This is a genomic window from Pseudomonas sp. NFR02, assembly GCF_900119375.1.
Taxonomy (GTDB): Bacteria; Pseudomonadota; Gammaproteobacteria; order Pseudomonadales; family Pseudomonadaceae; genus Aquipseudomonas; species Aquipseudomonas paracarnis.
This window is the reverse complement of sequence record NZ_FPJJ01000001.1, coordinates 364,995-389,565: the sequence shown is the minus strand read 5'-3', so window position 1 is coordinate 389,565 and position 24,571 is coordinate 364,995. Positions and strand designations below refer to the sequence as shown.

At 61.1% G+C, this 24,571-nt stretch carries 23 protein-coding genes; 10 read left to right on the top strand and 13 right to left on the bottom strand.

The genetic code is table 11. The features are described 5' to 3' along the window. Nucleotides 1-103 precede the first annotated feature (103 nt). Nucleotides 104-1,618, bottom strand: a complete 1,515-nt coding sequence (pap, locus tag BT199_RS01790; protein ID WP_072433738.1) for a polyphosphate:AMP phosphotransferase — start codon at nt 1,616-1,618, stop codon at nt 104-106. A gap of 154 nt (nt 1,619-1,772) precedes the next feature. Between pap and mnmC the strand changes: the two genes are divergently transcribed. The 5 genes from mnmC (at nt 1,773) to BT199_RS01765 (ending at nt 9,077) form a co-directional block, all read left to right on the top strand. Further along, nucleotides 1,773-3,773 (top strand): bifunctional tRNA (5-methylaminomethyl-2-thiouridine)(34)-methyltransferase MnmC2/FAD-dependent 5-carboxymethylaminomethyl-2-thiouridine(34) oxidoreductase MnmC1, encoded by a 2,001-nt coding sequence (gene mnmC / locus BT199_RS01785; RefSeq protein ID WP_072433737.1) that lies wholly within the window; start codon nt 1,773-1,775, stop codon nt 3,771-3,773. A 136-nt stretch (nt 3,774-3,909) separates the two neighbouring features. Further along, the gene (locus BT199_RS01780; RefSeq protein ID WP_014719264.1) at nt 3,910-5,682 is read left to right on the top strand and encodes an N-acetylglutaminylglutamine amidotransferase; all 1,773 of its coding nucleotides are present in this window, start codon (nt 3,910-3,912) and stop codon (nt 5,680-5,682) included. Nucleotides 5,683-5,685: 3 nt separating this feature from the next. After that, nucleotides 5,686-7,431 carry an N-acetylglutaminylglutamine synthetase gene (gene ngg, locus BT199_RS01775; protein ID WP_072433736.1) on the top strand — a complete coding sequence of 582 codons (1,746 nt, stop codon included), beginning with the start codon at nt 5,686-5,688 and terminating at the stop codon, nt 7,429-7,431. A gap of 161 nt (nt 7,432-7,592) precedes the next feature. Beyond that, nucleotides 7,593-8,777: an osmoprotectant NAGGN system M42 family peptidase gene (locus BT199_RS01770; protein ID WP_020302247.1), complete on the top strand. Its 1,185-nt coding sequence runs from the start codon at nt 7,593-7,595 to the stop codon at nt 8,775-8,777. 72 nt (nt 8,778-8,849) lie between these two features. Next, a complete protein-coding gene (locus BT199_RS01765; RefSeq protein ID WP_003192759.1) occupies nt 8,850-9,077 on the top strand; it encodes a YheU family protein in 228 nt (75 codons plus the stop codon). Nucleotides 9,078-9,087: 10 nt separating this feature from the next. On the opposite strand, the gene csrA is transcribed toward BT199_RS01765, so the two are convergent. Both csrA and BT199_RS01755 read right to left on the bottom strand, forming a co-directional pair. Next, a complete protein-coding gene (gene csrA / locus BT199_RS01760) occupies nt 9,088-9,291 on the bottom strand; it encodes a carbon storage regulator CsrA (protein ID WP_072433735.1) in 204 nt (67 codons plus the stop codon). 127 nt (nt 9,292-9,418) lie between these two features. After that, nucleotides 9,419-10,234 carry an SDR family oxidoreductase gene (locus BT199_RS01755; protein ID WP_014719268.1) on the bottom strand — a complete coding sequence of 272 codons (816 nt, stop codon included), beginning with the start codon at nt 10,232-10,234 and terminating at the stop codon, nt 9,419-9,421. A gap of 329 nt (nt 10,235-10,563) precedes the next feature. On the opposite strand from BT199_RS01755, the gene BT199_RS01750 reads away from it, so the two are divergent. Further along, the gene (locus BT199_RS01750) at nt 10,564-10,716 is read left to right on the top strand and encodes a DUF3309 family protein (protein ID WP_003192767.1); all 153 of its coding nucleotides are present in this window, start codon (nt 10,564-10,566) and stop codon (nt 10,714-10,716) included. 99 nt (nt 10,717-10,815) lie between these two features. Here BT199_RS01750 and BT199_RS01745 read toward each other — a convergent pair whose 3' ends face one another. The 5 genes from BT199_RS01745 to BT199_RS01725 form a co-directional block, all read right to left on the bottom strand. Beyond that, entirely contained in the window at nt 10,816-12,903 is a 2,088-nt protein-coding gene (locus BT199_RS01745; protein ID WP_020302246.1) for an LTA synthase family protein, read from the bottom strand. 348 nt (nt 12,904-13,251) lie between these two features. Then, nucleotides 13,252-13,443, bottom strand: coding sequence for a PLDc N-terminal domain-containing protein (locus tag BT199_RS01740; protein ID WP_003192770.1), 192 nt, complete (start codon nt 13,441-13,443; stop codon nt 13,252-13,254). Between the two features lie 67 nt (nt 13,444-13,510). Further along, nucleotides 13,511-14,041 carry a hypothetical protein gene (locus BT199_RS01735; protein ID WP_032903736.1) on the bottom strand — a complete coding sequence of 177 codons (531 nt, stop codon included), beginning with the start codon at nt 14,039-14,041 and terminating at the stop codon, nt 13,511-13,513. Between the two features lie 41 nt (nt 14,042-14,082). Next, complete coding sequence (locus BT199_RS01730) at nt 14,083-14,598, bottom strand: ankyrin repeat domain-containing protein (RefSeq protein WP_060767627.1); 516 nt, start codon at nt 14,596-14,598, stop codon at nt 14,083-14,085. Between the two features lie 106 nt (nt 14,599-14,704). After that, a complete protein-coding gene (locus BT199_RS01725) occupies nt 14,705-16,531 on the bottom strand; it encodes a long-chain-acyl-CoA synthetase (RefSeq protein WP_014719272.1) in 1,827 nt (608 codons plus the stop codon). A gap of 468 nt (nt 16,532-16,999) precedes the next feature. On the opposite strand from BT199_RS01725, the gene BT199_RS01720 reads away from it, so the two are divergent. Next, on the top strand, nt 17,000-17,278 hold the full coding sequence (locus BT199_RS01720) for a DUF3509 domain-containing protein (RefSeq protein WP_003172952.1): 279 nt from the start codon (nt 17,000-17,002) through the stop codon (nt 17,276-17,278). Between the two features lie 59 nt (nt 17,279-17,337). Here BT199_RS01720 and BT199_RS01715 read toward each other — a convergent pair whose 3' ends face one another. The 4 genes from BT199_RS01715 to aroC all read right to left on the bottom strand — a co-directional run bounded on the left by BT199_RS01715 (nt 17,338) and on the right by aroC (nt 20,675). Continuing rightward, entirely contained in the window at nt 17,338-17,607 is a 270-nt protein-coding gene (locus BT199_RS01715; RefSeq protein ID WP_014719273.1) for a response regulator transcription factor, read from the bottom strand. A gap of 209 nt (nt 17,608-17,816) precedes the next feature. Continuing rightward, nucleotides 17,817-18,347: a 1,2-dihydroxy-3-keto-5-methylthiopentene dioxygenase gene (locus BT199_RS01710; RefSeq protein ID WP_072433734.1), complete on the bottom strand. Its 531-nt coding sequence runs from the start codon at nt 18,345-18,347 to the stop codon at nt 17,817-17,819. Continuing rightward, a complete protein-coding gene (locus BT199_RS01705; protein WP_072434104.1) occupies nt 18,344-19,507 on the bottom strand; it encodes an MFS transporter in 1,164 nt (387 codons plus the stop codon). The genes BT199_RS01710 and BT199_RS01705 overlap by 4 nt, the downstream gene beginning before the upstream one ends. A 76-nt stretch (nt 19,508-19,583) precedes the next feature. Then, nucleotides 19,584-20,675 carry a chorismate synthase gene (gene aroC, locus BT199_RS01700; RefSeq protein WP_014719276.1) on the bottom strand — a complete coding sequence of 364 codons (1,092 nt, stop codon included), beginning with the start codon at nt 20,673-20,675 and terminating at the stop codon, nt 19,584-19,586. Between the two features lie 143 nt (nt 20,676-20,818). Between aroC and BT199_RS01695 the strand changes: the two genes are divergently transcribed. Together BT199_RS01695 and BT199_RS01690 are read left to right on the top strand one after the other, a co-directional pair. After that, nucleotides 20,819-21,781 carry an alpha/beta hydrolase gene (locus tag BT199_RS01695; protein ID WP_019818577.1) on the top strand — a complete coding sequence of 321 codons (963 nt, stop codon included), beginning with the start codon at nt 20,819-20,821 and terminating at the stop codon, nt 21,779-21,781. Nucleotides 21,782-21,880: 99 nt separating this feature from the next. Further along, complete coding sequence (locus BT199_RS01690; protein WP_020302243.1) at nt 21,881-22,684, top strand: hypothetical protein; 804 nt, start codon at nt 21,881-21,883, stop codon at nt 22,682-22,684. A gap of 128 nt (nt 22,685-22,812) precedes the next feature. Here BT199_RS01690 and prmB read toward each other — a convergent pair whose 3' ends face one another. Then, nucleotides 22,813-23,721, bottom strand: coding sequence for a 50S ribosomal protein L3 N(5)-glutamine methyltransferase (gene prmB, locus BT199_RS01685; protein WP_072433733.1), 909 nt, complete (start codon nt 23,719-23,721; stop codon nt 22,813-22,815). Nucleotides 23,722-23,961: 240 nt separating this feature from the next. On the opposite strand from prmB, the gene BT199_RS01680 reads away from it, so the two are divergent. After that, nucleotides 23,962-24,552, top strand: a complete 591-nt coding sequence (locus tag BT199_RS01680) for a cysteine hydrolase family protein (RefSeq protein WP_072433732.1) — start codon at nt 23,962-23,964, stop codon at nt 24,550-24,552. Nucleotides 24,553-24,571: the final 19 nt, after the last annotated feature.

Here is a 24,571-nt window from a genome sequence, read left to right as displayed (position 1 = left end):
CTGTAGGAGCGAGCTTGCTCGCGAAAAACTAATAGGCGCCGCGTTCACTCAGGAAGCACGCGTTATCGTTGACGTTTTTCGCGAGCAAGCTCGCTCCTACAGGCTATTTCTTTTTCTTTTTGTCGTGCTTGTCGGTTTTATCAAACGCCTCTTCCAGCGCACGGTTGATGGTGCGCAGCACCTTGACCCGCGCCCAGCGTTTGTCGTTAGCTTCTACCAGGGTCCAAGGCGCCACCTCGGTGCTGGTGCGGTCAACCATGTCGCCCACCGCCGCGCGGTAGTCGTCCCACTTGTCGCGATTGCGCCAGTCGTCTTCAGTAATCTTGAAGCGCTTGAAGGGGATTTCTTCACGGGCCTGGAAGCGTTCCAGCTGCGTCTCCTTGTCGATGGCCAGCCAGAACTTGACCACGATCACGCCCGCATCGCGCAGTTGCTCTTCGAAGTCATTGATCTCGCCATAGGCGCGCATCCAGTCTGCTGGGGTACAGAAGCCTTCGATGCGCTCCACCAGCACGCGACCGTACCAAGAACGGTCAAACACGGTGAACATGCCGCGCGCCGGGATCTTCTGCCAGAACCGCCACAGATAAGGCTGGGCCCGTTCGTCTTCGCTGGGCGCGGCAATCGGCACGATGTGGTACTGGCGTGGGTCCAGTGCTGCCGCCACACGGCGGATCGCCCCGCCCTTGCCTGCCGCGTCGTTGCCCTCGAATACACTCACCAACGCGTGCTTGCGCATGCGTTTGTCGCGCATCAGCCCAGAGAAGCGCGCCTGTTCGGTAATCAGTTGTTCCTCGTAATCATCCTTGTCCAGGCGCAGGGTCATGTCGAGGCTGTCGAGCAGGCTCTTTTGGTCCACCGAGGCAAGCAACGGCGCCGGGTTCATGCCGCTGGCCTTGACCTTGGCCTGCTTCAAGGCACTTTGCAGCCCATCGAGCAGGATCTTGCCCACGGTCAGCCCACGGTAATGGGGGTCGACGCCTTCGATCACATGCCACGGCGCGTAATCGCGGCTAGTGCGGCGCAGCACCCGCTCACCGAAATGTACGAACTTGTCGTAGGTCCTGGACTGCTGCCAGTCCAATGGGCTGATGCGCCAGCTGTGCAGCGGGTCGTCGGCCAGAGCCTTGAGGCGCGCCTTCATCTGTTTTTTTGACAGGTGGAACCAGAACTTGAAGATCAGCGCACCTTCATCGCAGAGCATCTTTTCCAGACGTTCGGCGCCGGCGATGGCCTGGTCCAGCCGCGCATCCTTAATCTGCCCATGCACGCGGCCTTGGAGCATCTGGCTGTACCAGTTGCCGAAGAAAATGCCCATGCGGCCCTTGGCCGGCAGTTGCCGCCAGTAGCGCCAGGCCGGTGGGCGCGCCAGTTCTTCGTCGGTCTGCTGGTCGAAGGTGCGCACTTCGATCAGGCGCGGGTCCATCCATTCATTGAGCAGCTTGACGGTTTCACCCTTGCCCGCGCCCTCGATGCCGTTGATGAGGATGATCACCGGGAAGCGCTTCTGCTGTTGCAGCTCGTACTGAACTTCCAGCAAGGCTTCACGCAGGGCCGGCACTTCGGCGTCGTAGGTGTCTTTGTCGATGGCGTGACCGATTTCGGCGGATTCGAACATGGGCAGCTCCGTTTCAAGATGGCTCAAGACTAGCGGATTGGGCCAAGACACGCGCAAGGAAATACAACCCAGCCTTGCCATGGATCAATTCAACGCCTGTTGATCGGCTAGAATGGCCGCCTTGCCTTTGCCCGCTTTCATTTTATGAGCCGCCATGAACCCCATCACCCACGCCCAGCTCGACTGGGATGATCAAGGCCGCCCGCATTCGCGGGTATTCGACGACGTGTATTTTTCCGACCAGTCGGGCCTGGAAGAAACCCGCTACGTGTTCCTGGAGCAGAACCGCTTGCAGGAACGCTTCGCCGCCTTGCCCACAGGTGGGCGCCTGGTGATTGGCGAGACCGGCTTCGGCACCGGTTTGAACTTCCTCTGCGCCTGGCAGTTGTTCGAACAGCACGCAGTCGCCGGTGCGCGGCTGCACTTTGTCAGCGTGGAAAAGTACCCCCTCAGCCATGCCGACCTGCAACGCGCCCTCGCCCTCTGGCCCGAACTGCAACCCTTGGCCGAGCAACTGCTGACGCAATACATTGCCATCCACCAGGGTTTCCAGCGCCTGGTACTGGACAATGGCCGTGTGACCCTGACCCTGTTGATCGGTGATGCGCTGGAACAGTTGCCGCAACTGGACGCCCAGGTCGATGCGTGGTTTCTCGACGGGTTCGCCCCGGCGAAAAACCCCGACATGTGGACCGCTGAGCTGTTCGCCCAACTGGCGCGCCTGGCGGCACCGGGCTCGACCATCAGCACCTTCACCAGCACCGGCTGGGTAAGGCGGTTGATCAATGCCGCCGGGTTCAAGATGAAACGCACGCCAGGCATCGGCCATAAGTGGGAGATCCTGCGTGGGGAGTTTGTCGGTTGGCCCGCCGGCTTACCCGCGCCGGCCCCACGTAAACCCTGGTTCGCCCGGCCACCCGCCATCGAGGGAGAACGTCATGCCCTGGTCATCGGCGGTGGCCTGGCCGGTTGCGCGACCGCCGCCAGCCTGGCCGCCCGGGGTTGGCGTGTCAGCCTTCTGGAGCGCCATGCCGGCCTGGCACAGGAAGCTTCGGGCAACCCACAGGGTGTGTTGTACCTCAAGCTTTCGGCCCATGGCACGGCCTTGTCCCAACTGATAGTCAGCGGTTTTGGCCACACCCGACGCCTGCTGGAACACTTGCACCGAGGTGTCGATTGGGACGGCTGTGGCGTGTTGCAACTGGCGTTTGACGCTAAAGAAACCCAGCGTCAGGCTCAATTGGCAAACGCCTTTGCTCCGGACCTGCTGCATCTGCTGGACCGCGAGCAAGCGCAGCAAAAGGCGGGAATCGAACTGGCCCACGGCGGGTTGTTTTTTCCACAGGGCGGTTGGGTGCATCCGCCCGCGCTGTGCCAGTGGCAGGCGAAACATCCACTGATTGAAGTGCTCACCCACCACGAGGCCCTGGAACTGCGCCGGCTCGACGACCAATGGCAAGCCCGCGCCGGTGACCGCGTATTGGCCAGCGCCAGTGTCGTGGTGCTCGCCGGGGCTGCGGAGATCAAGCGTTTCCCCTTCAGTGCAGACATACCGCTCAAGCGCATCCGTGGGCAGATCACTCGGCTGGCGCAAACCTGCGCGAGTAAAGCGCTGGCCACGGTGGTCTGTGCCGAAGGCTACGTCGCGCCGGCCCGGCTTGGCGAACACACCCTGGGCGCGAGTTTCGACTTCAACAATCAAGACCTCACGCCCACGCCCGCCGAACACCATGGCAACCTGCAGATGCTGGGTGAGATTTCTACCGACCTGCTGCAACGCCTGGGTGCTGATCGCTTGACACCCGAACAGCTGGAGGGCCGTGCCGCGTTTCGTTGTACCAGCCCCGACTACCTGCCCATCGTTGGGCCACTGGCTGACCATGCGGCGTTTGAGCAGGCTTATGCGGTACTGGGCAAAGACGCGCGGCAAGTGCCGCAAACGCCATGTCCGTGGCTGCCGGGGCTGTTTCTCAACAGCGGCCATGGCTCGCGTGGATTGATCACCGCGCCGTTGTGCGGCGAACTATTGGCTGCGTGGCTGAGTGATGAGCCCCTGCCCGTGCCCACCAGCGTGGCCGAGGCTTGCCACCCCAATCGATTTGCCCTGCGCGCGCTGGTGCGAGGCCAGGGCGCTGCACAAAAAAAGCCGGATTAAAGGCAAGGCGGCGATCTGGCTTATAACTTATCGGTCTAAAACTCCACGCATAGCACTGGGTCAGTTTCTGGGTACGCGCCCTTTTGGGCGTATTGAGTGTTGACCCCTCCCCAACGGAAAAACCGGTAAGGAACTTATGTGTGGACTAGCTGGCGAGTTACGCTTTGATCATCAACCTGCCGACCTGGCAGCCGTAGAACGCATCACCCATCACCTCGCCCCCCGAGGCCCCGACGCCTGGGGCTTTCATGCCCAAGGGCCGATTGCACTGGGCCACCGCCGCCTGAAGATCATGGACCTGTCGGACGGCTCTGCCCAACCGATGGTCGACGCCCATCTGGGGCTGTCCCTGGCGTTCAATGGCGCTATCTATAATTTCCCGGAGCTGCGCCAAGAGCTGGAAGCCCTGGGTTACGCCTTCTATTCCGGTGGCGACACCGAAGTGTTGCTCAAGGGTTATCACGCCTGGGGCGAAGCGCTGCTGCCCAAGCTCAACGGCATGTTCGCTTTCGCCATCTGGGAGCGTGATGCCCAGCGTCTGTTCATCGCTCGTGACCGTCTCGGTGTGAAGCCCTTGTACCTGTCGCGCACCGGCCAGCGCCTGCGTTTCGCCTCGGCGTTGCCAGCGTTGCTCAAGGGTGGGGATATCAACCCGATCCTCGATCCGGTCGCCCTCAACCACTACCTGAATTTCCACGCCGTGGTCCCCGCGCCGCGCACGCTGTTGGCCGGCATCGAAAAGCTGCCGCCCGCCAGTTGGATGCGCATCGACGCCAGCGGCAAGACTGAACAGAAAACCTGGTGGACCCTGCCCTACGGCCCCCATGAGGACGAAAAACACCTGACCCTGGAAGACTGGACCGACCGCGTGCTCGACAGCACCCGCGAAGCCGTGGCCATCCGCCAACGTGCGGCGGTGGATGTGGGTGTGCTGCTGTCAGGCGGCGTCGATTCGAGCATGCTCGTCGGCCTGCTGCGTGAAGTGGGCGTGGAGGATTTGTCGACCTTCTCCATCGGCTTTGAAGACGCCGGCGGCGAACGTGGCGATGAGTTCCAGTACTCAGACCTGATCGCCAAACACTACGGCACCCATCACCACCAACTGCGCATCGCCGAAAGCGAGATCATCGAGCAACTGCCAGCAGCCTTCCGCGCCATGAGCGAGCCGATGGTCAGCCATGACTGCATCGCCTTCTACCTGCTGTCGCGGGAAGTGGCCAAGCATTGCAAAGTGGTGCAGAGCGGCCAGGGCGCCGATGAACTGTTCGCCGGTTACCACTGGTACCCGCAAGTGGACGGTGCCAGCGACCCGTACGCGGCCTACCGCGAGGCGTTTTTCGACCGCAGCTACGACGACTACGCGGCGACCGTCGCGCCCCAATGGCTGACCGCCAACGACGCTGCCGGCGATTTCGTGCGCGAGCACTTTGCAATGCCGGGCGCCGACGCGGCGGTGGACAAGGCCCTGCGTCTGGACAGCACGGTGATGCTGGTGGACGACCCGGTCAAACGCGTCGACAACATGACCATGGCCTGGGGCCTGGAAGCGCGCACACCGTTCCTCGACTACCGCCTGGTAGAACTGTCGGCCCGTGTGCCGGCCCAGTTCAAGCTGCCCGACGGCGGCAAACAGGTGCTCAAGGAAGCGGCGCGCCGGGTGATCCCCAGCGAAGTCATCGACCGCAAGAAAGGCTACTTCCCCGTGCCCGGCCTCAAGCATCTGCAGGGCGACACCTTGAACTGGGTGCGCGAGTTGCTGCTGGACCCGAGCCAGGACCGCGGGCTGTTCAACCCGGCCATGCTCGACCGCTTGCTCACCGACCCACAAGGCCAATTGACCCCGCTGCGCGGCTCCAAGCTGTGGCAGCTGGCAGCGCTGAACCTGTGGCTGAGCGAACAAGGAATCTGATCCATGAAACCGAATGCCGCGGCTTACAGCCAACGCTTACTCAAGGGCCAGGCGCCGACCTACGAGCGCCTGCAAGCGCGCCTGGCCGAAGATGGCAGCGCACTGGCCGCCGACCCGATTGCCGTGCATTGCGGCTGGGGCCGTTTGTTGATCGGCCACACCTTTCCCGACCCGGCAAGCCTGGCCCAGGAACTGCTCAACGAGCAGCCCGGGGAGCGCGATATCGCCCTGTACGTGGCAGCGCCCCAGCAAATCCTGGGCATTGACCCGCAGCAACTGTTCCTCGACCCGTCCGACACCCTGCGCCTGTGGTTCACCGACTACCGCCCGGCCACCCGTGTATTTCGCGGCTTTCGTATTCGCCGGGTACAGAGTGAGGCCGACTGGCAAGCGGTCAACCACTTGTACCAGGGCCGCGGGATGCTGCCCATCGACCCGGAACGCCTCACCCCACGTCATCAAGGCGGCCCGGTGTACTGGCTGGCCGAAGATGAAGACAGCGGCGCGGTGATTGGCAGCGTGATGGGCCTCAACCATCACAAGGCCTTCCACGACCCGGAGAACGGTTGCAGCCTCTGGTGTTTGGCCGTCGACCCTCAATGCACCCGCCCTGGCGTCGGTGAAGTGTTGGTGCGCCACTTGGTGGAGCACTTCATGAGCCGAGGCTTGAGCTACCTGGACTTGTCGGTGCTGCACGATAACCGCCAGGCCAAGAGCCTTTACGCCAAGCTCGGCTTTCGGGCGTTGACCACCTTTGCAATCAAGCGCAAGAACGGCATCAATCAACCGCTGTTTCTGGGCCCGGGGCCTCAGGCGGAGTTCAACCCTTACGCGCGCATCATTGTCGAAGAAGCCCACCGACGCGGTATTGATGTGCACGTTGACGACGCCGATGCGGGCCTGTTCACCCTCAGCCACGGCGGGCGTCGCGTGCGTTGTCGTGAGTCCCTGAGCGACCTGACCAGCGCCATCAGCATGACCCTGTGCCAGGACAAGAGCCTGACCCACAAGGTGCTCAAGGCGGCGGGCCTGCAGGTGCCGGTGCAACAGTTGGCGGGCAGTGCTGACGACAACCTGGAGTTTCTCGACGAACACCAGCGCATCGTGGTCAAGCCGCTGGATGGCGAGCAAGGCCATGGCGTCGCAGTGGATCTGCGCAGCATCGAAGACGTGCAGCAGGCGATCGAAGCGGCGCGCCAGTTCGACAGCCGCGTGTTGCTGGAAAGCTTCCACGAAGGCCTGGACCTGCGGATTCTGGTGATCGGTTTTGAAGTGGTCGCGGCTGCGATTCGTCGCCCTGCCGAAGTGATCGGCGACGGCCAACATTCAATTCGCGCGTTGATCCAGGCGCAAAGCCGTCGTCGCCAGGCGGCCACCGATGGCGAGAGCAAAATCCCGCTGGATGCAGAAACCGAGCGCACCCTCAAAGCCGCAGGTTACGACTACAACAGCATCCTGCCCCGTGGCGTGCAACTGGCCGTGCGACGCACCGCCAACCTGCACACCGGGGGTTGCCTGGAAGATGTCACGGCGATCCTGCACCCGACACTGGTGGATGCAGCCGTACGTGCGGCCCGTGCCCTGGATATCCCTATGGTCGGCCTGGACCTGATGGTACCTGCGGCCGACCAGCCAGAGTATGTGTTTATCGAAGCCAACGAACGGGCCGGCCTGGCCAACCATGAACCGCAACCCACGGCTGAGAAGTTTGTGGATTTGTTGTTCCCACACAGTCAGCCGGCTACCTGAGTGATGTGTCGCCTGTACCGGCGCCTTCGCGAGCAAGCCCGCTCCCACAGTTGACCGCATTCCAATGTGGGAGCGGGCTTGCTCGCGAAGAGGCCGGCACAGGCAACGAAGCTCTACCCCTCATCGAAACCATCGATGCCCTCAACTCATCAGGAGTTTCCATGACCCGAACCATTCCCGAACCCGATCTCGCGTACCTGCAAAAAGTGCTGCTGGAAATGCTCGCCATTCCCAGCCCCACCGGCTTTACCGACACCATCGTGCGCTACGTCGCCGAGCGCCTGGAAGAACTCGGCATCCCGTTTGAAATGACCCGGCGCGGCACCATTCGCGCCACCCTCAAGGGCCAGAAAAACAGCCCTGACCGCGCCGTCTCCGCCCACCTGGACACCATCGGCGCCGCCGTGCGTGCGATCAAGGACAACGGGCGCCTGACCCTGGCGCCGGTGGGCTGCTGGTCGAGCCGCTTTGCCGAAGGTAGCCGGGTCAGCCTGTTCACCGACAACGGCGTGATTCGCGGCAGCGTATTACCGCTGATGGCCTCCGGGCACGCATTCAACACCGCCGTGGATGAAATGCCGGTGAGCTGGGACCATGTCGAGCTGCGCCTGGACGCCTACTGCGCCACGCGTGCCGACTGCGACTCCCTGGGAATCAGTGTGGGTGACTACGTGGCGTTCGACCCACTGCCCGAGTTCACCGAGAGCGGGCATATCAGCGCTCGCCACCTGGACGACAAGGCCGGCGTCGCCGCCCTGCTCGCCGCGCTCAAGGCCATCATCGACAGTGGCGAACCCTTGCTGATCGACTGCCACCCGCTGTTCACCATTACCGAGGAAACCGGCAGTGGCGCAGCGGCCGCCCTGCCTTGGGATGTGAGTGAGTTTGTCGGCATCGATATCGCCCCGGTCGCCCCCGGCCAGCACTCCAGCGAACATGCGGTGAGCGTGGCCATGCAGGACTCCGGCGGGCCCTATGACTATCACCTGTCCCGCCACTTGCTGCGCCTGGCGTCGGACAACGACCTGCCGGTACGCCGCGATCTGTTCCGCTATTACTTCAGCGATGCGCACTCGGCGGTCACCGCCGGCCATGACATTCGCACTGCATTACTGGCCTTCGGTTGTGACGCCACCCATGGTTACGAGCGTACCCATATCGACAGCCTCGCCGCCCTGAGCCGCTTATTGGGCGCCTATATCCTCAGCCCGCCGGTGTTTGCCAGCGATGCGCAACCGGCCCAGGGCTCACTGGATCGGTTCAGTCATCAGATCGAGCATGAAACGCAAATGGAGAGCGACACCCGCGTGCCGTCGGTAGACAGCCTGGTCGGCCAGAAGTCCTGACGCGGTGAGTTGATACTGGCAACAAAGGTCCCGGCACAGTAGCATCGCCGGGACCTGACACCTGAGGCTTGTATGCTGATTCCCTACGATGCACTTGAAGTCGACACCCTGACCCGCCTCATCGAAGACTTCGTCACCCGCGACGGCACCGACAATGGCGACGACACGCCCCTGGAAACCCGCGTGCTGCGCGTGCGCCAGGCGCTGACCAAAGGCCAGGCGCTGATCGTCTTCGACCCCGAGAGCGAGCAATGCCAGTTGATGCTCAAGCACGATGTACCCAAGCATCTGTTCGACTGAAAAGCTGCGCCTAAGGGTTGGGCACCGGCACGGGATGAGTAGCCTGGCCCTCGCCTTTGAGAATCTTGCGGTACACCTCGGAGCGGTACACGTTGACGCCCATCGGCGCCTCGATGCCAAACTTCACATGAGTGCCGTTCACGTCAAGGATATGCACGGTGATGTCATCGCCAATGGCGATGGCTTCGCCTATAGCACGGCTTAAGACCAGCATGGCGGTAGTCCTTTTCCAGTAACAGGACCTCGACCATGCCCCCTTCGCGCTGGACCGACAATGGCTTGCGGGCAAATCAGGCATCTCCTACACAGGTAGGTAATTTGCCTGACAGACCCCAGCCAAATCAGGCCTTAACAGCCTGCGCCTTGGCGCGCATCTTGTCGGCCATCAGGGTCATTTCGTCATACAGCAGTTGCGGATTTTTTTGCTTCAACGCCCAAGCCATGCGGCCTTGCTCGTGGGGCAGGATCATGAATTCGCCTTCGGCCACGCGCTGGTAAATGTAGTCGGCAATATCCGCCGCCGAGATGGGCGAACTCTCAAGCAACTTGCCCACTTGAGCCTTCATGGCTGGGGTTGGCCCACGGAATGAGTCGAGCAGGTTGGTCTGGAAAAACGACGGGCACACCACATGCACGCCCACTTCCTGTTGCTTGAGTTCCACCAACAGGCTCTCGGATAACGCCACCACACCCGCCTTGGCCACGTTGTAGTTGCTCATGGCCGGGCCCTGCATCAGCGCTGCCATTGACGCGATGTTGATGATGCGCCCCTTACTCTTTTCCAACAGCGGCAGGAACGCCTTGCAGCCTTTGACGACGCCCATCAGGTTGATTGCGATCTGCCAGTCCCAATCCTCCAGGGACAGTTCAGCGAAGAACCCGCCCGAGGCCACGCCGGCGTTATTGACGATCACATCGATGCCCCCGAGCTTCACCTCACAGGCCTGGGCAAAGGCCGTTAGCTGGCTGTAGTCACGCACGTCGCAGCGCTGGGTAAAGCCATCCCCCCCGGCTTCGCGAACCTGCTTGAGGGTTTCCTGCAAACCGGGCTCGCTGACATCAGACAACGCCAACTGCCAGCCTTCACGGGCCCAGCGCAGAGCGATTTCGCGACCCAGGCCAGACCCGGCGCCAGTGATCATCATGCGGTTTTGCATAGGAGGTAGCCTTGTGGTTCACGAAAGAAGTGACCGGCAGTGTAGCGAAGGTTTTTGCTCTACCCACGCACCATCAGGGTGATGAATGCCCCGGGCAAACCGTGGGCTCGGTCGCAGGCGTGCCTATAGATTAAGTTCAATTTTTTTTAACTGATTAGTTCAAGTTGCGCACGCGTTAAAAGAAATAAGCGACCCATCAAAATGTTTTATAAAAACAATGAATTTTTTACGAAGTGGCAGAGTCGGAATGGGTAAGGCGTCCCACTGTACATGGACGAACCAACGGTTAAACAGCCGGTTTTTGCAAAGAACCTATAAGGAATAAAACCATGAGCCTCATTCTGATTATTATCCTGATCCTGCTGCTGGTCGGTGGTCTGCCGGTGTTCCCGCACTCGCGTAACTGGGGTTATGGACCGTCGGGTATCCTGGGTGTGGTACTGGTTGTTCTGCTGGTGCTGTTGTTGCTCGGCAAGATATAAACACCGCGCTACGCTGTTTGTCGGAGCGAGCAAGCGCTCCTACAATTGAGAAGCAAAAAAAGAGGCCTTCTAGAAGGCCTCTTTTTTATTGTCGGTCAGTTAGTCCGGCTTACCGTCCACGACACCTGCGGTATTATCCAACAAGCTCTTGGTCGCGGTCTGCAGGAACGACTCGAGTTTCTGCTTGAGTGCAGCTTCGTCCGGCGACTCCGGAATCACCTTGCCAGTCGGCTCGGCGCCCAGTGTGTATTCCCACAACTTGGGTGGCATTTCCTTGGGCAATACCAGTACGCGGTCGCCGGTGAGCAAGGCCACGGTCTGGTCGCTGCCCGATGGCTTGATCACGCCGAAACCCTTGTCACCTTCGGGCAGGTTCAGCAGGTCGCGGCCCCAGCACTGGTGCAAGGTATCGCCGCCCAGGCGGCCCATGATGGTCGGCACGATGTCGATCTGGGTGCCCACAGTGTGGTCACGCTCACCGAACTTCTCGCGCATGCCCGGTGCAATCATCAGCATCGGCACGTTGAAGCGACCCAGGTCCATCTCGGTGATCTGCTGCTCATTGCCAAAGCCGTGGTCACCGACGATCACAAACAGGGTTTCCTTGAAGTACGGCTCTTTGCGGGCCTTTTCAAAGAACTGGCCCAAGGCCCAGTCGGAGTAACGCATGGCCGTCAAATGCTCGTTGAGGCTGCCACGGTCGGTGACCTTCTCAACCGGCAATGGGGTCGGCAATGCGTACGGCGTGTGGTTGGACAGGGTTTGCAGCAGTGCGTAGAACGGCTTGCCGCCTTCGCGCGCCTTCAGTTCTTCCAGGCCACGGTTGAACATGTCCTGGTCGGACACGCCCCAGGTCGGGTCGGAGAACACCGGGTCGACGAAGTCATTGCGGCCGATGAAGTTGGTCATGCCCTGGTTGCTGAAGAAGCCCGACTGGTTGTCCCAGGCGAAATCGCCGTTGTAGACATACACATCGTCGAAATCACGCGCACTGAGCAACTGCGGCAGGCCCGACAGCTTGTGGCTGCCTTCCGGGGTCTGCATCAGGTATTCGAAACCCGGCAGGTTCGGGAAGCAGGCCATGGTGGCGAACATACCCTGGTGGGTGTGGGTGCCGTTGGAGAAGAAGCGGTCGAACAGCAGGCCCTCTTGGGTCAGCTTGTCGAAGTACGGGGTGATATTGCCCGGACGTCCCAATGCGCCCACCGAGTGACCGGCGAAGCTTTCCATCAGGATCACCACGACGTTCTTGATCGGCAGGGTTTTCTCGGCCGGTGGCGTGAAGTCACGGCGCACGGCAGCGGTGTCGGTGTCTACCAGCTTCTCTTGCGGCAGCACCAGCATGTCGCGCACGGTCTGGGTGGCCAGTGGTTGTTCCAGCGTCGCCTTCCAGATGTTGGCGCGGTCTTCACCGAAGCGCGCCTTGGCCGCCGCGATCAGCGACAAGGTGCCATTGAGGCCCAACTGGTTGGCGAAGTTCGAGTCAGTGGTGTAGACGTCACCCCAACGCAGCGGTGGCCCTTGGCGCAGGGTGCCACGGATGGCAACCACGGCAACCAGCAGGCAAACCATGAACACTGCGATGCGGCTGTACCACGGCGCCACCTGGCGCGTGCTGACAGTGCCGCCGCTGAACGGGCCCCGTGGGCGCGTTGCGCGGTCAGCGCCCTTGAAGGCCATGCTCAGGATCAGCGTGCCCACGGCCCAGGCCAGCAGGTAACGCACCACCGGGAAACCGTACCAGAGCATGCTCATCACGGTTTTCGGGTCTTCCTTCACATACTGGAAGACCAGGCCGTTGAGGCGCTGGTGGAATTCGCGGTAGAAGTCCATCTCCATCAAGCCCAGGAACAAGGCGATGCTGGACGCGACGGTCAGCCACAAACGGAAGAACCCGCGCGCCGCCATGGCCCGCACGCTGAACAGCGCCAACAGCAGCGGAATCAGCAGGTACATCACCAGGCGAATGTCCAGGCGCAGGCCGTTGGCAAACGCTTCAAGGAACGTCGAGGCCGGCGTATCGAGGATCATCTCGCGGTTGTAGACCAGCAACGCCAGGCGCAGCAGGGAAAACATCACCATCATGACCAATGCGCAGAGCAGCGTGTACGCCAGATGGGATTTGACGGTCGGTTGCAGCAGGCGATTTGAAGCTCGCTGCTGATTCAGGGCGTCCGGGTTTGCCATGTCGTTTTAGGACCCATTGGAAGTTTAAGTTGCGAAATAATGCAGTGGCGTCCGTCCCTCGCCCAGGCTGGCTGGGGTAGGCGGTTAACGCGGTGGCACAAATGGTGCCCGATCGAGGCCGGCAAGGCTATTAATTACTGAACGTAAGGCACGACCCTGCCTTTAAGGGCACTGGAGATAGAGCCCTGGCAGCCGGATAAAGCCGGCGAATTGTCTTGGATGGGATGTGAAAATTTCGTGCGGCGAATAGTTTCGACACACAAATTTAATTAACGCCGTAAACCCCACTGTGGGAGCAGGCAAGCCAGCTCCCACATTGACTGTGCCCGCTCCAAATCGAGTGGGTCGTCAGATCCGCACGTTACCACGCGGCCCGGCGATAGCCCAGATGATCAGGCCCAGCACTGGCAACAGCAGGATCAACAGGATCCACAGCACTTTGGCGCCGGTGCTGGCGCCGCTTTTGAACACGTTGATGATTGCCCAGATATCCAGCGCGAGGATGATCAGGCCAATCAGACTATTAAACGTGGAACCCATGGTGTCGCTCCTAAGTGAGGGCATGCACTTGTAGGATAGTCAGCCTTGGCGCGGGTTCCGTTTTATTTCAGACGTGTACGGCAATCTTCAAGGCTTCCAATGATGGTTCGGCCTTGATGCCGACTTCGGCACACAGTTCCAGTACCCGCGCCAGGTCGTTGCCGAACACCAGCACTGCCTGGATCTCGTCGTCCAGCAACTGGCTGAAGTTCATCAGCACATAACCGCCGTCTTCCGGGCTCAGGGCGCTCATCTGGATCTGGATGCGGTTGAGCGCGGTCAGGTCTTCGGTCTTGGCCAGTTGCTTGGGCTTGAGGTTGAACGCCACGCCCGGACCGAACGACGCGACGATCTGGGCAAACAGGTCGCCATAGGTATCGGCCTGGAACAACACCGTGTCTGGCAGGCTACCGACCACCACCCACTCTCCCAGCGGAATCGGGAAACTGTCGTCGTAGTTGATATCCGGATTGGCCGCCAGGAACGCCGCCGGGTCCGCGTAGGCCTGGGCCGCTTCGTCGGCAATACGCGCTACTTCATCCTCCCCCATGACGCCGGCGCTGATTTTGCTGATGAGTTCGACGAGGGCGGTTTTCATGGGGCGATCCTGTAACGGGCAAGTTTTGAAGGGCGCGTAGCCTACACCAGTTTCTGCAACTGCGCCGCCGTATCCACCGCGCCCATGGTCTGCGCCGCGGCCAGTGCCGTCGCGCCTTGTGCATCGGTGGCCTTGGGGTTTGCGCCTTTACCGAGCAGGTAATCAACCATGTCAACGCGGTTGAACATCGCCGCCATCATCAAGGCCGTACGCCCGTCCGAGGAGGCCGCCTCAACCGGCGTGCCGCCTTCGATCAACGCCTGCACCACCGGCAGGTTGCCTTTGAACGCCGCCCCGGCAATCGGCAACTGGTTCTTGTCGTTGGCAATCAATGGGTCGGCCTTGAACTCCAGCAGCACTTTGACCGCCTCGGCATGGCCGTGGTACGCCGCAAGCATCAACAGGGTGTCGCCATTGTGATTACGAAAGTTGGCCGGCAGGCCTTTCGCCAACAATGCGGCAAGCATGGCGGCGTCGCCGCGTCGGGCGACGTCAAAGACTTGCTCGGCAAACTCGGCGGCTTCGTCTTCGGTCATTTGTTTAGGCTGATCTGACATGGGGGCTCCTTGCTGAGGCGACGGACATAACTGTTTAAGGCGCCCAGTGTCGCGATGGAGTTCCCCGGTGTCATGGCTTTTTTGTCAAAAGCCGCCATAGCCAGAATCAATAACGGAATTGGCCGCCCTGGATCTGCGCCAGCAATTGCCCGGTCACCGGCACATAGCTGTCCGAACCCGGCAACCAGGCGTAGACCGGGTCATTGCCAGCCTTGTCCGGGTCGAACCCTTGCTCCTTGAGCTTCACTTTCTGGTACTTGAACGTGCCGGTGGTTTCCATCTTCACCTTGATCCGCAAAAACAACGGCACCGCATAAGGGGGCAACTGGCCGTGGGCGAATTGCAGCAGTTCGCGCATGTCCAGGCTGGCCAGGGATTCGCTGGGGGTGATGGCGACCATGCCGGCGCGGCCGTTGGTGTTGTCGATCTCGACGCCATAGGCCACCACTTCAGCGATCTGCGGGTGTTTCAGCAGGACGTTTTCCACCTCGGTGGTCGAGACGTTTTCGCCCTTCCAGCGATAGGTATCCCCCAGGCGATCGACAAATTGCGCATGCCCGAAACCGATGCTGCGCACCAGGTCGCCGGTGTTGAAATAGCGGTCGCCTTTTTCGAATACGTCGGTCAGTACCACCTTGCGGTTCTTTTCCGGGTCGGTGTAACCGTCGAAGGGCGACTTATCATCAATGCGCGCCAATAACAGGCCCTGCCCGCCGGTGGGCACCTTGACCATGAACCCGTTGCTGCCGCGCAGCGGTTCACCAGTGTCATGGGCGTAGTCCACCAGCGCCCAATGCTGCAGGCAAAAGCCGATGGTGTTGTCAAAGTTCAGCACGTTGGTAAAGCCGATATTGCCGTCGCTGGCGGCATACAGTTCGCAGATATGCTCCACACCATAGCGCTGCTTGAACTGCGCCCACACACCGGGGCGCAGGCCGTTGCCGACCATCTTGGTCACCTGGTTATCACGGTCCTGCGCACTCGCGGGCTGGTCGAGCAGATAGCGGCACAACTCACCGACATAGCCCAGGGTGGTCGCCTTGAACTTGCGTGCATCGTCCCAGAACTGGCTGGCGCTGAATTTGCGCCGAATGGCAAAGCCGGACGCACCGATAATCGCCGCCCCCCAGCACACGCACAGGCCGGTGGCGTGGTACAGCGGCAAGGTGCAATAGAGGACGTCCTGTGGCCCCATGTCCAGGGCGATACTGCCGAAGCTCACGGCGGTTTTGGTCCAGCGCCCGTGCTTCATGATGCCGGCCTTGGGCAAGCCGGTGGTGCCGGAGGTGTAGATATAGAAGCAGGGATCGTGGAAGAACACCTGCGCGGAACTCGCCGGGTTGTCCACCGGGCTTTCGGCACTGGCGGCCATCAGGTCGATGTAGCCGTCGGGCACCCTACTGCCCGGCTGATCGGCCACGAACCAAGTGCGCTCGGCCGGGATCTGGACTTGATCGCGCACTGCTGCGTAAGGGCTCAGCAATTCGGCACCGACTACAATGGCAACCGGCTTGACCAGGGTCAGGCTGTGTACCAGCGCCCCTTGAGTTTGCGCCGTGTTGAGCATGGCGCAGATGCCGCCCAGCTTGGCCACGGCCAGCACGTTGAGCAGCAACTCGGGGCGATTCTCGATAAACAGCGCTACCACATCGCCCTTGCGGATGCCCTGGGCCTGCAAGTGATGGGCAATGCGATTGGCGCACTGATTGGCGTCGCGGTAGCTGATCACGCTGTCCCCATACAGCAGGGCAGCACCGTCAGGGTTACGCAAGGTGGCTTGTTCGAAATGCCAGCCCAGGCCGCAGGGTTGGTTGGGGTCGGTGACGTTGGCCGCACGCATGCCGCGCACCACCCGTGGGAGCGCCCGAACAATGGCAGGCACCTTACGCAGCATCATGCGCCAGGTGATCATGTCGACTTGCTGATGAGTCATGGCGGGACGTCCCTTTTCTTATTCTTGGTCTGGTCCAGGTACATCGACTGGTGTAGCGGAAAATACGTCAGCGGTTCTTTGGCTGTACACGCGGGATTTGAAAAGTTTTGTATCTCGTGGCGGCCGGCCGATGCTTATCTCCCTGACACCCCACCCTCAAAATGTAGGAGCTGGCTTGTCGGGTCGGCGCATCGCTGCGATGACGAACTCCCAGCCGACCGGGATTTTTCCGAGCAAAAGACGGTCAGTATCATTACAGCCCTCCCCCTTCCAGCCGGAAAAATCACCGGGCAGATAGCGCAAAATGCAGGATGCACGATGGCCCTTCATGCAAATTGCACGAAAATGAAAATCCTATAAATTTATAACCTGCTGATTTATAACGATTTTTTAGAATACCCAATACTGGCACAATCACTGCACCTATCACTCCATGCTTGCCAACTTGAGCCAATGGAGCTGATAGACATGAGCCTGATCCAAGATAAATTCGCTTCAGTATTCTCCAACTACGACGTCACCACCCAGCCACGTCCGGACGGCGGTATCCTGTTGACCCTGCGCAACAGCGAAGGTAAGCAGGTCAAGCGCTCGATCTCTTATCAGCAGCTGCACACTGCCGACCAACTGACTTGGGTGATTAGCGCTATTCGCCGTGACTTGGCCGAACAAGCCAGCGAACTGCCGCAGATTTCGATGTTGCAAAGCCAGAACCGCTTTGCGCTGCCGACCTATCACTCGGCCTAATCTACACCTCTGAAAAAGGGCCGCGACGCTGCTCAGCGTCGCGGCCCTTTTTCATGCCATTAACATAAGCCCTGCCGAACCGCCTCATTCTTTGCCTGCACACGGTTAGTGACATCCAACTTGCCGTAGATGTTGCGCAGATGAAATTTCACCGTGGCTTCAGAGGTGGCGCGAATCTGGCTGATTTCCCAGACAGTCTTGCCCTCGGAGGCCCATCGCAGGATTTCCAGCTCCGTGGGAGTCAGGGGCTTGCCGGACAAGCTCCGGCGTTTTCTGATAGCCGTGGGCACAATAACCGACGGGCGATACGTCTCCTCGGGGCCACTCATTGTTCTCTCCTTATGTCTGCTGATGCGCTGCCATCTTTCGGATTCCTCCTATTGACAGATGGCATAAACATTTACGCTGAACAGAGAGTTACATAACGAGTGGAATCAAAGCGCACGGCAGAGAACAAACAGCTTTACCCTACAAATAATTAAGTTTCTTCCCACAGCGACTTCCAACTTGCCAGGGTTGAACATTCAGTTATCTACGCTTAGTCATCCAGTCCTGGAAAGCGAGTGGCAATCGCATCACAGGTCAACGAGGGCACAACGCCTTGGGCCGTGTTGAACAAACGCAGTGTCACACAGTGCGGGTTCTGGCCCATGTCGAACCAGTGCGGTACACCGGCCGGGATGATCAGCAAGTCATTCTTCTCACAGCGCAAGCTGTACACATAGTCGCCTATGTGCAGCGTAAACAGCCCCTGGCCTGCGATGAAGAAACGCACCTCGTCTTCACTGTAGGTACGTTCGTCCAGGAACTGCGCACGTAACACGTCCTTCTGCGGATGGTCTTGGGTCACGCTGACCACTTCCACAGCGGCGTAGCCGAGGGCTTCGATCTGAGCCTGGTAGGCGGCAATCATTTCAGCATCAGTGGCGCCCTTTTCTATCGGGCTGGGCTGCCAGCGCTCAAAACGCACGCCGTGCTCGGCCAGGGTCGACTGGATGTCGTCGGCATGGGTCAACACTTTGTTCGGGGTGTCCGGGGAGGCGATGGAGTAGACGGCTACATAGCTCATTGCACGGTTCCTTGGTTCGGCTCTTGCAATCGAAGGCCAATGATAATGGCGGCGGCCAGGGCCGCGAGGCTGGCGATACTGAACGTGAAGGTGGGCCCCAGCAGGTTCCAGCTGTAACCGGAATAGAGGGCGCCGAGCGCGCCGCCGGTGCCGGCCAGCGCGGCATAAAGGGCCTGACCCTGGCCTTGCTGGCGGTCACCGAAGCTGCGTTGCACAAAGGCAATTGCCGCCGCGTGAAAGCTGCCGAACGTGGCGGCGTGCATCAACTGCGCCACCAGCAGCAGCCAGAAAACTTCGGCAAATGAACCCAGCAGCCACCAGCGCAGCGCGGCCAGCAGGAAACTGGCGAGCAGCACCCGGCGCACCGAAAAGCGCGCAAGAATACAGCTCATGGCCAGGAACATCAGCACTTCCGCCACCACCCCCAGCGCCCACAGCAGGCCGATTACGCCGCGGCTGTAGCCCAAATGCTCCAGGTGCAGGGTGAGGAAGGTGTAATACGGGCCATGGCTCATTTGCATCAGCGCCACGCAGGCATAAAACGCCAGCACGCCGGGGCTGCGCAATTGCTTGAGAAAGCCATCGCCGGCCAGGCGGTGGCCGTGGCTGGCCGGCTGCGCGTTCGGTACCCAAAGGCTGGCGCCGATGATGCCGGCCATGATCACCACGACCACCACCGGGTAGATATCCAGGCTCAGCCAATCGAACAGGCGACCCATGATCACCACGGTGAGGATAAAACCAATGGAGCCCCACAGACGGATCTGGCTGTAGCGCGAGGTTTGCTTGTGCAGGTGGGCCAGGGTGATGACTTCAAACTGCGGCAGCACCGCGTGCCAGAAGAACGCGTGCAGGGCCATGACCATCGCCAGCCAGGCGTAGGTCTTGCTGACAAAAATCAGGCAGAAGCTGGCCAGGGTGCACACCGCGCCGAATCGCACAATGGCCAGGCGCCGGCCGGTGTAGTCGCCGATCCAGCCCCACAGGTTGGGGGCCACGCAGCGCATCAGCATGGGAATCGCCACCAGTTCGCCGATGCGCGCGCTGGAGAAACCGAGGTGATCGAAGTACAGCGCCAGGAACGGCGCTGTCGCCCCCAGCAGGGCGAAATAGAACAGGTAGAAGCTGGAGAGGCGCCAGTATGGGAGGGCTGGGTTCATTTTATTCAGGGCTGCTTTGCAGCCCAGCGCGAGCAAGCTCGCTCACCACAATAAGCGCGCTCATTGCCCCAGGCGATCACAGTTGGCCCAGTACCGGGGTACTCACGCGCACATCGGCATTCTGCCCGCGGTTGCGCAGCAGGTGGTCCATCAGCACGATGGCCATCATGGCTTCGGCAATCGGTGTGGCGCGGATGCCGACGCACGGGTCGTGGCGGCCTTTGGTGATCACGTCCACCGGGTTGCCGTGCACATCGATCGAACGGCCAGGCGTGGTAATGCTCGACGTGGCCTTGAGCGCCAGGTGCGCCACGATCGGCTGGCCGGAAGAAATACCGCCGAGGATGCCGCCCGCGTTGTTGCTGAGGAAACCTTCAGGGGTCATCTCATCGCGATGCTCGGTACCGCGCTGGGATACGCAGGCGAAGCCGGCGCCGATTTCCACACCTTTCACCGCGTTGATGCTCATCAGCGCATGGGCCAGTTCGGCGTCGAGGCGATCAAAGATCGGCTCGCCCAGGCCCGGCTTCACGCCTTCGGCCACCACGGTGATCTTCGCGCCGACCGAGTCCTGGTCGCGGCGCAACTGGTCCATGTAGGCTTCCAGTTCCGGCACCTTGTCCGGGTCGGGGCAGAAGAAGGCGTTGTCTTCGACGCTGTCCCAGGTCTTGAACGGGATTTCAATCGGCCCCAACTGGCTCATGTAGCCACGGATGACGATGCCCTGGGTGGCCAGGTATTTCTTGGCGATGGCGCCGGCGGCCACGCGCATGGCGGTTTCACGCGCCGAGCTGCGGCCACCGCCACGGTAGTCGCGTTCGCCGTATTTGTGGTGGTAGGTGTAGTCGGCATGGGCCGGGCGGAACAGGTCCTTGATCGCCGAGTAGTCCTTGGACTTCTGGTCGGTGTTGCGGATCAACAGGCCAATGGCGCAGCCAGTAGTGCGGCCCTCGAACACCCCGGAAAGGATTTCGACTTCGTCCGGCTCCTGGCGCTGGGTGGTGTGGCGGCTGGTGCCGGGCTTGCGGCGGTCGAGGTCGCGCTGCAGGTCGTCCAGGCTCAGCTCCAGGCCTGGCGGGCAGCCGTCGACAATGGCGACCAACGCCGGGCCATGGCTTTCGCCCGCGGTGGTGACAGTGAACAGCTTGCCGAAGGTATTGCCAGACATGCAGGGCGCTCCGTGAAATCAGTTGAATCAAGTCAACCGTAATAACTTAAGGCGGCCAGTATACGCAGGCTAACCGACTAGTTCATCCTCGAAACCTTACCGGTAGACGTTGGTCCAACCGGCACCTCTCCAATGATGGCGCTATGATGCTGCGAGTTCTGCTGTTCACCCTCACCCTGTTCACCGCCGTGGCCCAGGCCGCCTCCCCTGTCGTCTTGCAACGCCCGATCAGCCTGGACACCGGCAGCGGCCAACTCTTTGGCTCGCTGCTCTTGCCGCAATCGGATAAACCGGTGCCGGTGGTGCTGATCATCGCCGGCTCCGGCCCCACCGACCGCAACGGCAACAGCGCCGACGGCGCGCGCAACGACAGCCTCAAGCGCCTGGCCTGGGTACTGGCCCGGCATAACATCGCCAGCGTGCGCTACGACAAGCGCGGCGTGGCTGCAAGCCTGGCGGCCACGCCGGATGAGCGCAACCTGACCCTAGAGGCGTATGTGGCCGACGCCGTGGCCTGGGGCAAGTTACTCAAGGCCGACAAGCGCATGGGCCCGCTGATTGTGCTGGGCCACAGCGAGGGCGCGCTGGTCGCCGCCCTCGCCGCGCCGCAACTTGAACCGGCCGGGGTCATTTCCTTGTCTGGCAGCGCCCGCCCGGTGGACCAGGTGATCCGTCAGCAACTGGCCGATCACTTGCCCCCTGCCCTGTTGCTGCGCAGTAATGAAATACTCGATCACCTCAAGGCCGGCCAGGTGGACGCCGACGTGCCGCGCCCATTGGAGGGTATTTTCCGACCCAGCGTGCAGCCGTATCTGATCAGCCTGTTCCGCGCCGATCCGTCGGCCGCCTTTGCGCGCTTGGACATGCCGGCGCTGATTATCCAAGGCACCAACGATATCCAGGTTGGCGTAGGTGATGCCCGGCAACTGAAGCAGGCCAAGCCCGACGCGCAGTTGACGGTGATCGAAGGCATGAACCACGTGATGCGCATCGTGCCCAATAACGTGAAGCAGCAACTGGCCTCCTACAACGACCCGAAACTGCCGCTGGCTGCGGAGCTGGGCCAACGTATCGTCAGCTTTATCGAAGGTCTTCAACCCCGTTAAGCGGCAATTGGCCTCCAGTCCTGGGAAAAACGGCCGATAAGTCCAGAGTCGACAGTAAAAAGACTGTCGGCTCGCAGGGCTTGGACAGGATCGCGCCGCATGACAACCACCGAAACAACACCCGAATCGACCGCCGAGACCCCGGCCGCAACCGAAGCTGGCGCCGCAGCGGCCCTGCCGTGGGCCGACGTTCACGCCGAACATTTCAAGATGCTGCGCCTGGCCCCGCTGGCCACCGACCGCGCGACCGGCGCACGGCCGTTGCGCTTTGTGCAGTTCGGCTATGCCGAGCGCCATGATAAACACCACAGCCTGTTGCGCATGGTCATCCAGTTACCGGGCCAGCGAGTACGGCGCGAGCAGAACCACCTGGATATCTGGGTCGATCACGATAAACACCGCGTGCACTTCGGGCCCGGCAACAGCCTGGAAATCGAGCCGGCCAACCGCGGTATCGGGCGCTTCCTGGTGGCCCAAGGCGCCGCCTGGGCGAAGAAGAAGTGGTCCCACTACCGCGTCGACGGCGTGGACCTGGCCAACAAGGACGCCCTCAACGAAGCCACGCGCCTGCGCCGCGATCACTTCCTGCGTATCCAGGGTTTCGATGTGGCCTACGCCGATGTGCAGCACCTCAAGGGCAATGTGCAGCCCGGCAAGGTCAGCGACGTGCTGGACAGCTGGAACACCGAGAAAGTGCAGTTCGTGGAGATCCTGGAAGCCGCGCAAATGCTGCAACAGGCCGAGCAGAACCTGGCGGAGCAGGAAGTGAAGCTGCGCAAGGAAGAGGAGAAAGTCACCAAGTTCAAGCGTGAAGACAGCGGGCTGCGCTTTACCATCACTTGTCTGGTGGCGTTTACGGTGTTCCAGGCGGGGTTGTTGATCTGGATTGCCACGCACCGCTGATAGATTGAAATGCAATCAAAATGTGGGAGCTGGCTTGCCTGCGATAGCGATGTATCAGTAGCACAAGTGCAAGCTGACCCACCGCTATCGCAGGCAAGCCAGCTCCCACATTGACCGAGTTTCTGCAGTTATATCCGGGCAGCGAAAACGGCCTGGTGTTGGCGGCACTGCTCAGCCGTCAACATAAACACCCCATGCCCACCGCGCTTGAAGTCCAGCCAGGCGAAGTCCACTTCCGGGTACAGCGCCTCGACATGCACCTGGCTGTTGCCCACTTCGACAATCAGCAGGCCCTTCTCGGTGAGGTGGTCCGCCGCTTCAGCCAGCATCCGGCGTACCAGGTTCAGGCCGTCTTCACCGCAGGCCAGGCCCAGTTCCGGTTCGTGCTGGTATTCATCGGGCATGTCGGCGAAATCTTCGGCATCCACGTAGGGCGGGTTCGACACGATGAGGTCGAAACGCTGGCCGGGTAGCCCGTCAAACCCATCGCCCTGCACGGTGTAGACCCGTTCGTCGACGCCATGGCGCTCGATATTCTGGTTCGCCACTTCCAGGGCTTCGAAGGACAAGTCTCCCAGCACCACTTCGGCCTCGGGGAATTCATAGGCACAGGCGATGCCGATGCAACCGGAGCCGGTGCACAGGTCGAGGATGCGTGCCGGCGGCTGGGCCAGCCAGGGTTCGAAGCGGTCTTCAATCAGCTCGCCTATGGGTGAACGCGGGATCAATACGCGCTCATCGACGATAAACGACATGCCGCAAAACCAGGCTTCGTTCAACAGGTAGGCCGTCGGCACTCGCTCATGGATACGGCGATGCAGCAAGCGCTGCACGTGGGAGATTTCCTCTTCTTCCAGGTTGCAATCCAAATAGCTGTCGGCGATTTCCCACGGCAGGTGCAAGGCGCCCAGCACCAACTGCCGGGCTTCGTCCCAGGCATTGTCGGTGCCATGGCCAAAAAACAGGTCTTCCCCATGGAAACGGCTGACAGCCCAACGGATATGGTCGCGCAAGGTGCGCAGGCGGGAAGTGATCACGGGGGCAAGCTCCTGGAAAAAACGACTGGCGATTCTAACAGCCTTCACCTGTACCGACGATGTACGAAAAACCTGGCGCCGTACGTCGGATTTCATCCAATCTGCCCGCATTGTGTTAAACAGGCCTGCCTCTTGACATGGCTGCACGCCAGCAACGGCGTACCTTACGATAGTAGCGATTCACAGAAGCGCTCAGCCAGTGGACAATGTCGCAAAAGCCCCACTCACAGGAGCCCCAGAATGTCCGTTCCAAAGACGATGTTTCAACTCAGCGGTCGCGGTTACGCAGCAGCCAACCTCAATCATGCGACCCTGGTGATCATCGACGCCCAGAAAGAATACCTCAGCGGCCCGCTCGCCCTCTCCGGCATGGACGCGGCGGTAGAGAACATCAAGCAGCTTGTGACCGCAGCGCGCGGCGCCGGGCGCCCGATTGTGCATGTGCGCCACCTGGGCACCGTGGGCGGCCTGTTTGACCCCCAGGGCGAGCGCGGCGAATTCATTCCGGGCCTTGAGCCTGAGGGTGACGAAACCATCATCGGCAAACTGCTGCCCAGCGCCTTCCATGGCACCGGCCTGGAAAAGCACCTGCAAGACCTCGGCTCCCTGGACCTGATCGTCTGCGGTTTCATGAGCCACTCCAGCGTCAGCACCACCGTGCGCGCGGCCAAGAACCTGGGCTTTCGCTGCACCCTGGTGGAAGACGCCTGCGCCACCCGCGACCTGCCCTACAAGGGCGGTATCCTGAGCGCCGAGCATGTGCAGCAAACCGAAATGGCCATCATGGCAGACAACTTCGCCACCCTGGCGCTGGCCAAAGACTTGATCTGATCCTGCTGGCGGTGAGCGG

Coding starts and splice junctions, on each gene's coding strand:
- pap (WP_072433738.1), bottom strand. CDS start 1,618: ATGTTCGAATCCGCCGAAATCGGTCACGCCATCGACAAAGACACCTAC.
- mnmC (WP_072433737.1), top strand. CDS start 1,773: ATGAACCCCATCACCCACGCCCAGCTCGACTGGGATGATCAAGGCCGC.
- BT199_RS01780 (WP_014719264.1), top strand. CDS start 3,910: ATGTGTGGACTAGCTGGCGAGTTACGCTTTGATCATCAACCTGCCGAC.
- ngg (WP_072433736.1), top strand. CDS start 5,686: ATGAAACCGAATGCCGCGGCTTACAGCCAACGCTTACTCAAGGGCCAG.
- BT199_RS01770 (WP_020302247.1), top strand. CDS start 7,593: ATGACCCGAACCATTCCCGAACCCGATCTCGCGTACCTGCAAAAAGTG.
- BT199_RS01765 (WP_003192759.1), top strand. CDS start 8,850: ATGCTGATTCCCTACGATGCACTTGAAGTCGACACCCTGACCCGCCTC.
- csrA (WP_072433735.1), bottom strand. CDS start 9,291: ATGCTGGTCTTAAGCCGTGCTATAGGCGAAGCCATCGCCATTGGCGAT.
- BT199_RS01755 (WP_014719268.1), bottom strand. CDS start 10,234: ATGCAAAACCGCATGATGATCACTGGCGCCGGGTCTGGCCTGGGTCGC.
- BT199_RS01750 (WP_003192767.1), top strand. CDS start 10,564: ATGAGCCTCATTCTGATTATTATCCTGATCCTGCTGCTGGTCGGTGGT.
- BT199_RS01745 (WP_020302246.1), bottom strand. CDS start 12,903: ATGGCAAACCCGGACGCCCTGAATCAGCAGCGAGCTTCAAATCGCCTG.
- BT199_RS01740 (WP_003192770.1), bottom strand. CDS start 13,443: ATGGGTTCCACGTTTAATAGTCTGATTGGCCTGATCATCCTCGCGCTG.
- BT199_RS01735 (WP_032903736.1), bottom strand. CDS start 14,041: ATGAAAACCGCCCTCGTCGAACTCATCAGCAAAATCAGCGCCGGCGTC.
- BT199_RS01730 (WP_060767627.1), bottom strand. CDS start 14,598: ATGTCAGATCAGCCTAAACAAATGACCGAAGACGAAGCCGCCGAGTTT.
- BT199_RS01725 (WP_014719272.1), bottom strand. CDS start 16,531: ATGACTCATCAGCAAGTCGACATGATCACCTGGCGCATGATGCTGCGT.
- BT199_RS01720 (WP_003172952.1), top strand. CDS start 17,000: ATGAGCCTGATCCAAGATAAATTCGCTTCAGTATTCTCCAACTACGAC.
- BT199_RS01715 (WP_014719273.1), bottom strand. CDS start 17,607: ATGAGTGGCCCCGAGGAGACGTATCGCCCGTCGGTTATTGTGCCCACG.
- BT199_RS01710 (WP_072433734.1), bottom strand. CDS start 18,347: ATGAGCTATGTAGCCGTCTACTCCATCGCCTCCCCGGACACCCCGAAC.
- BT199_RS01705 (WP_072434104.1), bottom strand. CDS start 19,507: ATGAACCCAGCCCTCCCATACTGGCGCCTCTCCAGCTTCTACCTGTTC.
- aroC (WP_014719276.1), bottom strand. CDS start 20,675: ATGTCTGGCAATACCTTCGGCAAGCTGTTCACTGTCACCACCGCGGGC.
- BT199_RS01695 (WP_019818577.1), top strand. CDS start 20,819: ATGATGCTGCGAGTTCTGCTGTTCACCCTCACCCTGTTCACCGCCGTG.
- BT199_RS01690 (WP_020302243.1), top strand. CDS start 21,881: ATGACAACCACCGAAACAACACCCGAATCGACCGCCGAGACCCCGGCC.
- BT199_RS01680 (WP_072433732.1), top strand. CDS start 23,962: ATGTCCGTTCCAAAGACGATGTTTCAACTCAGCGGTCGCGGTTACGCA.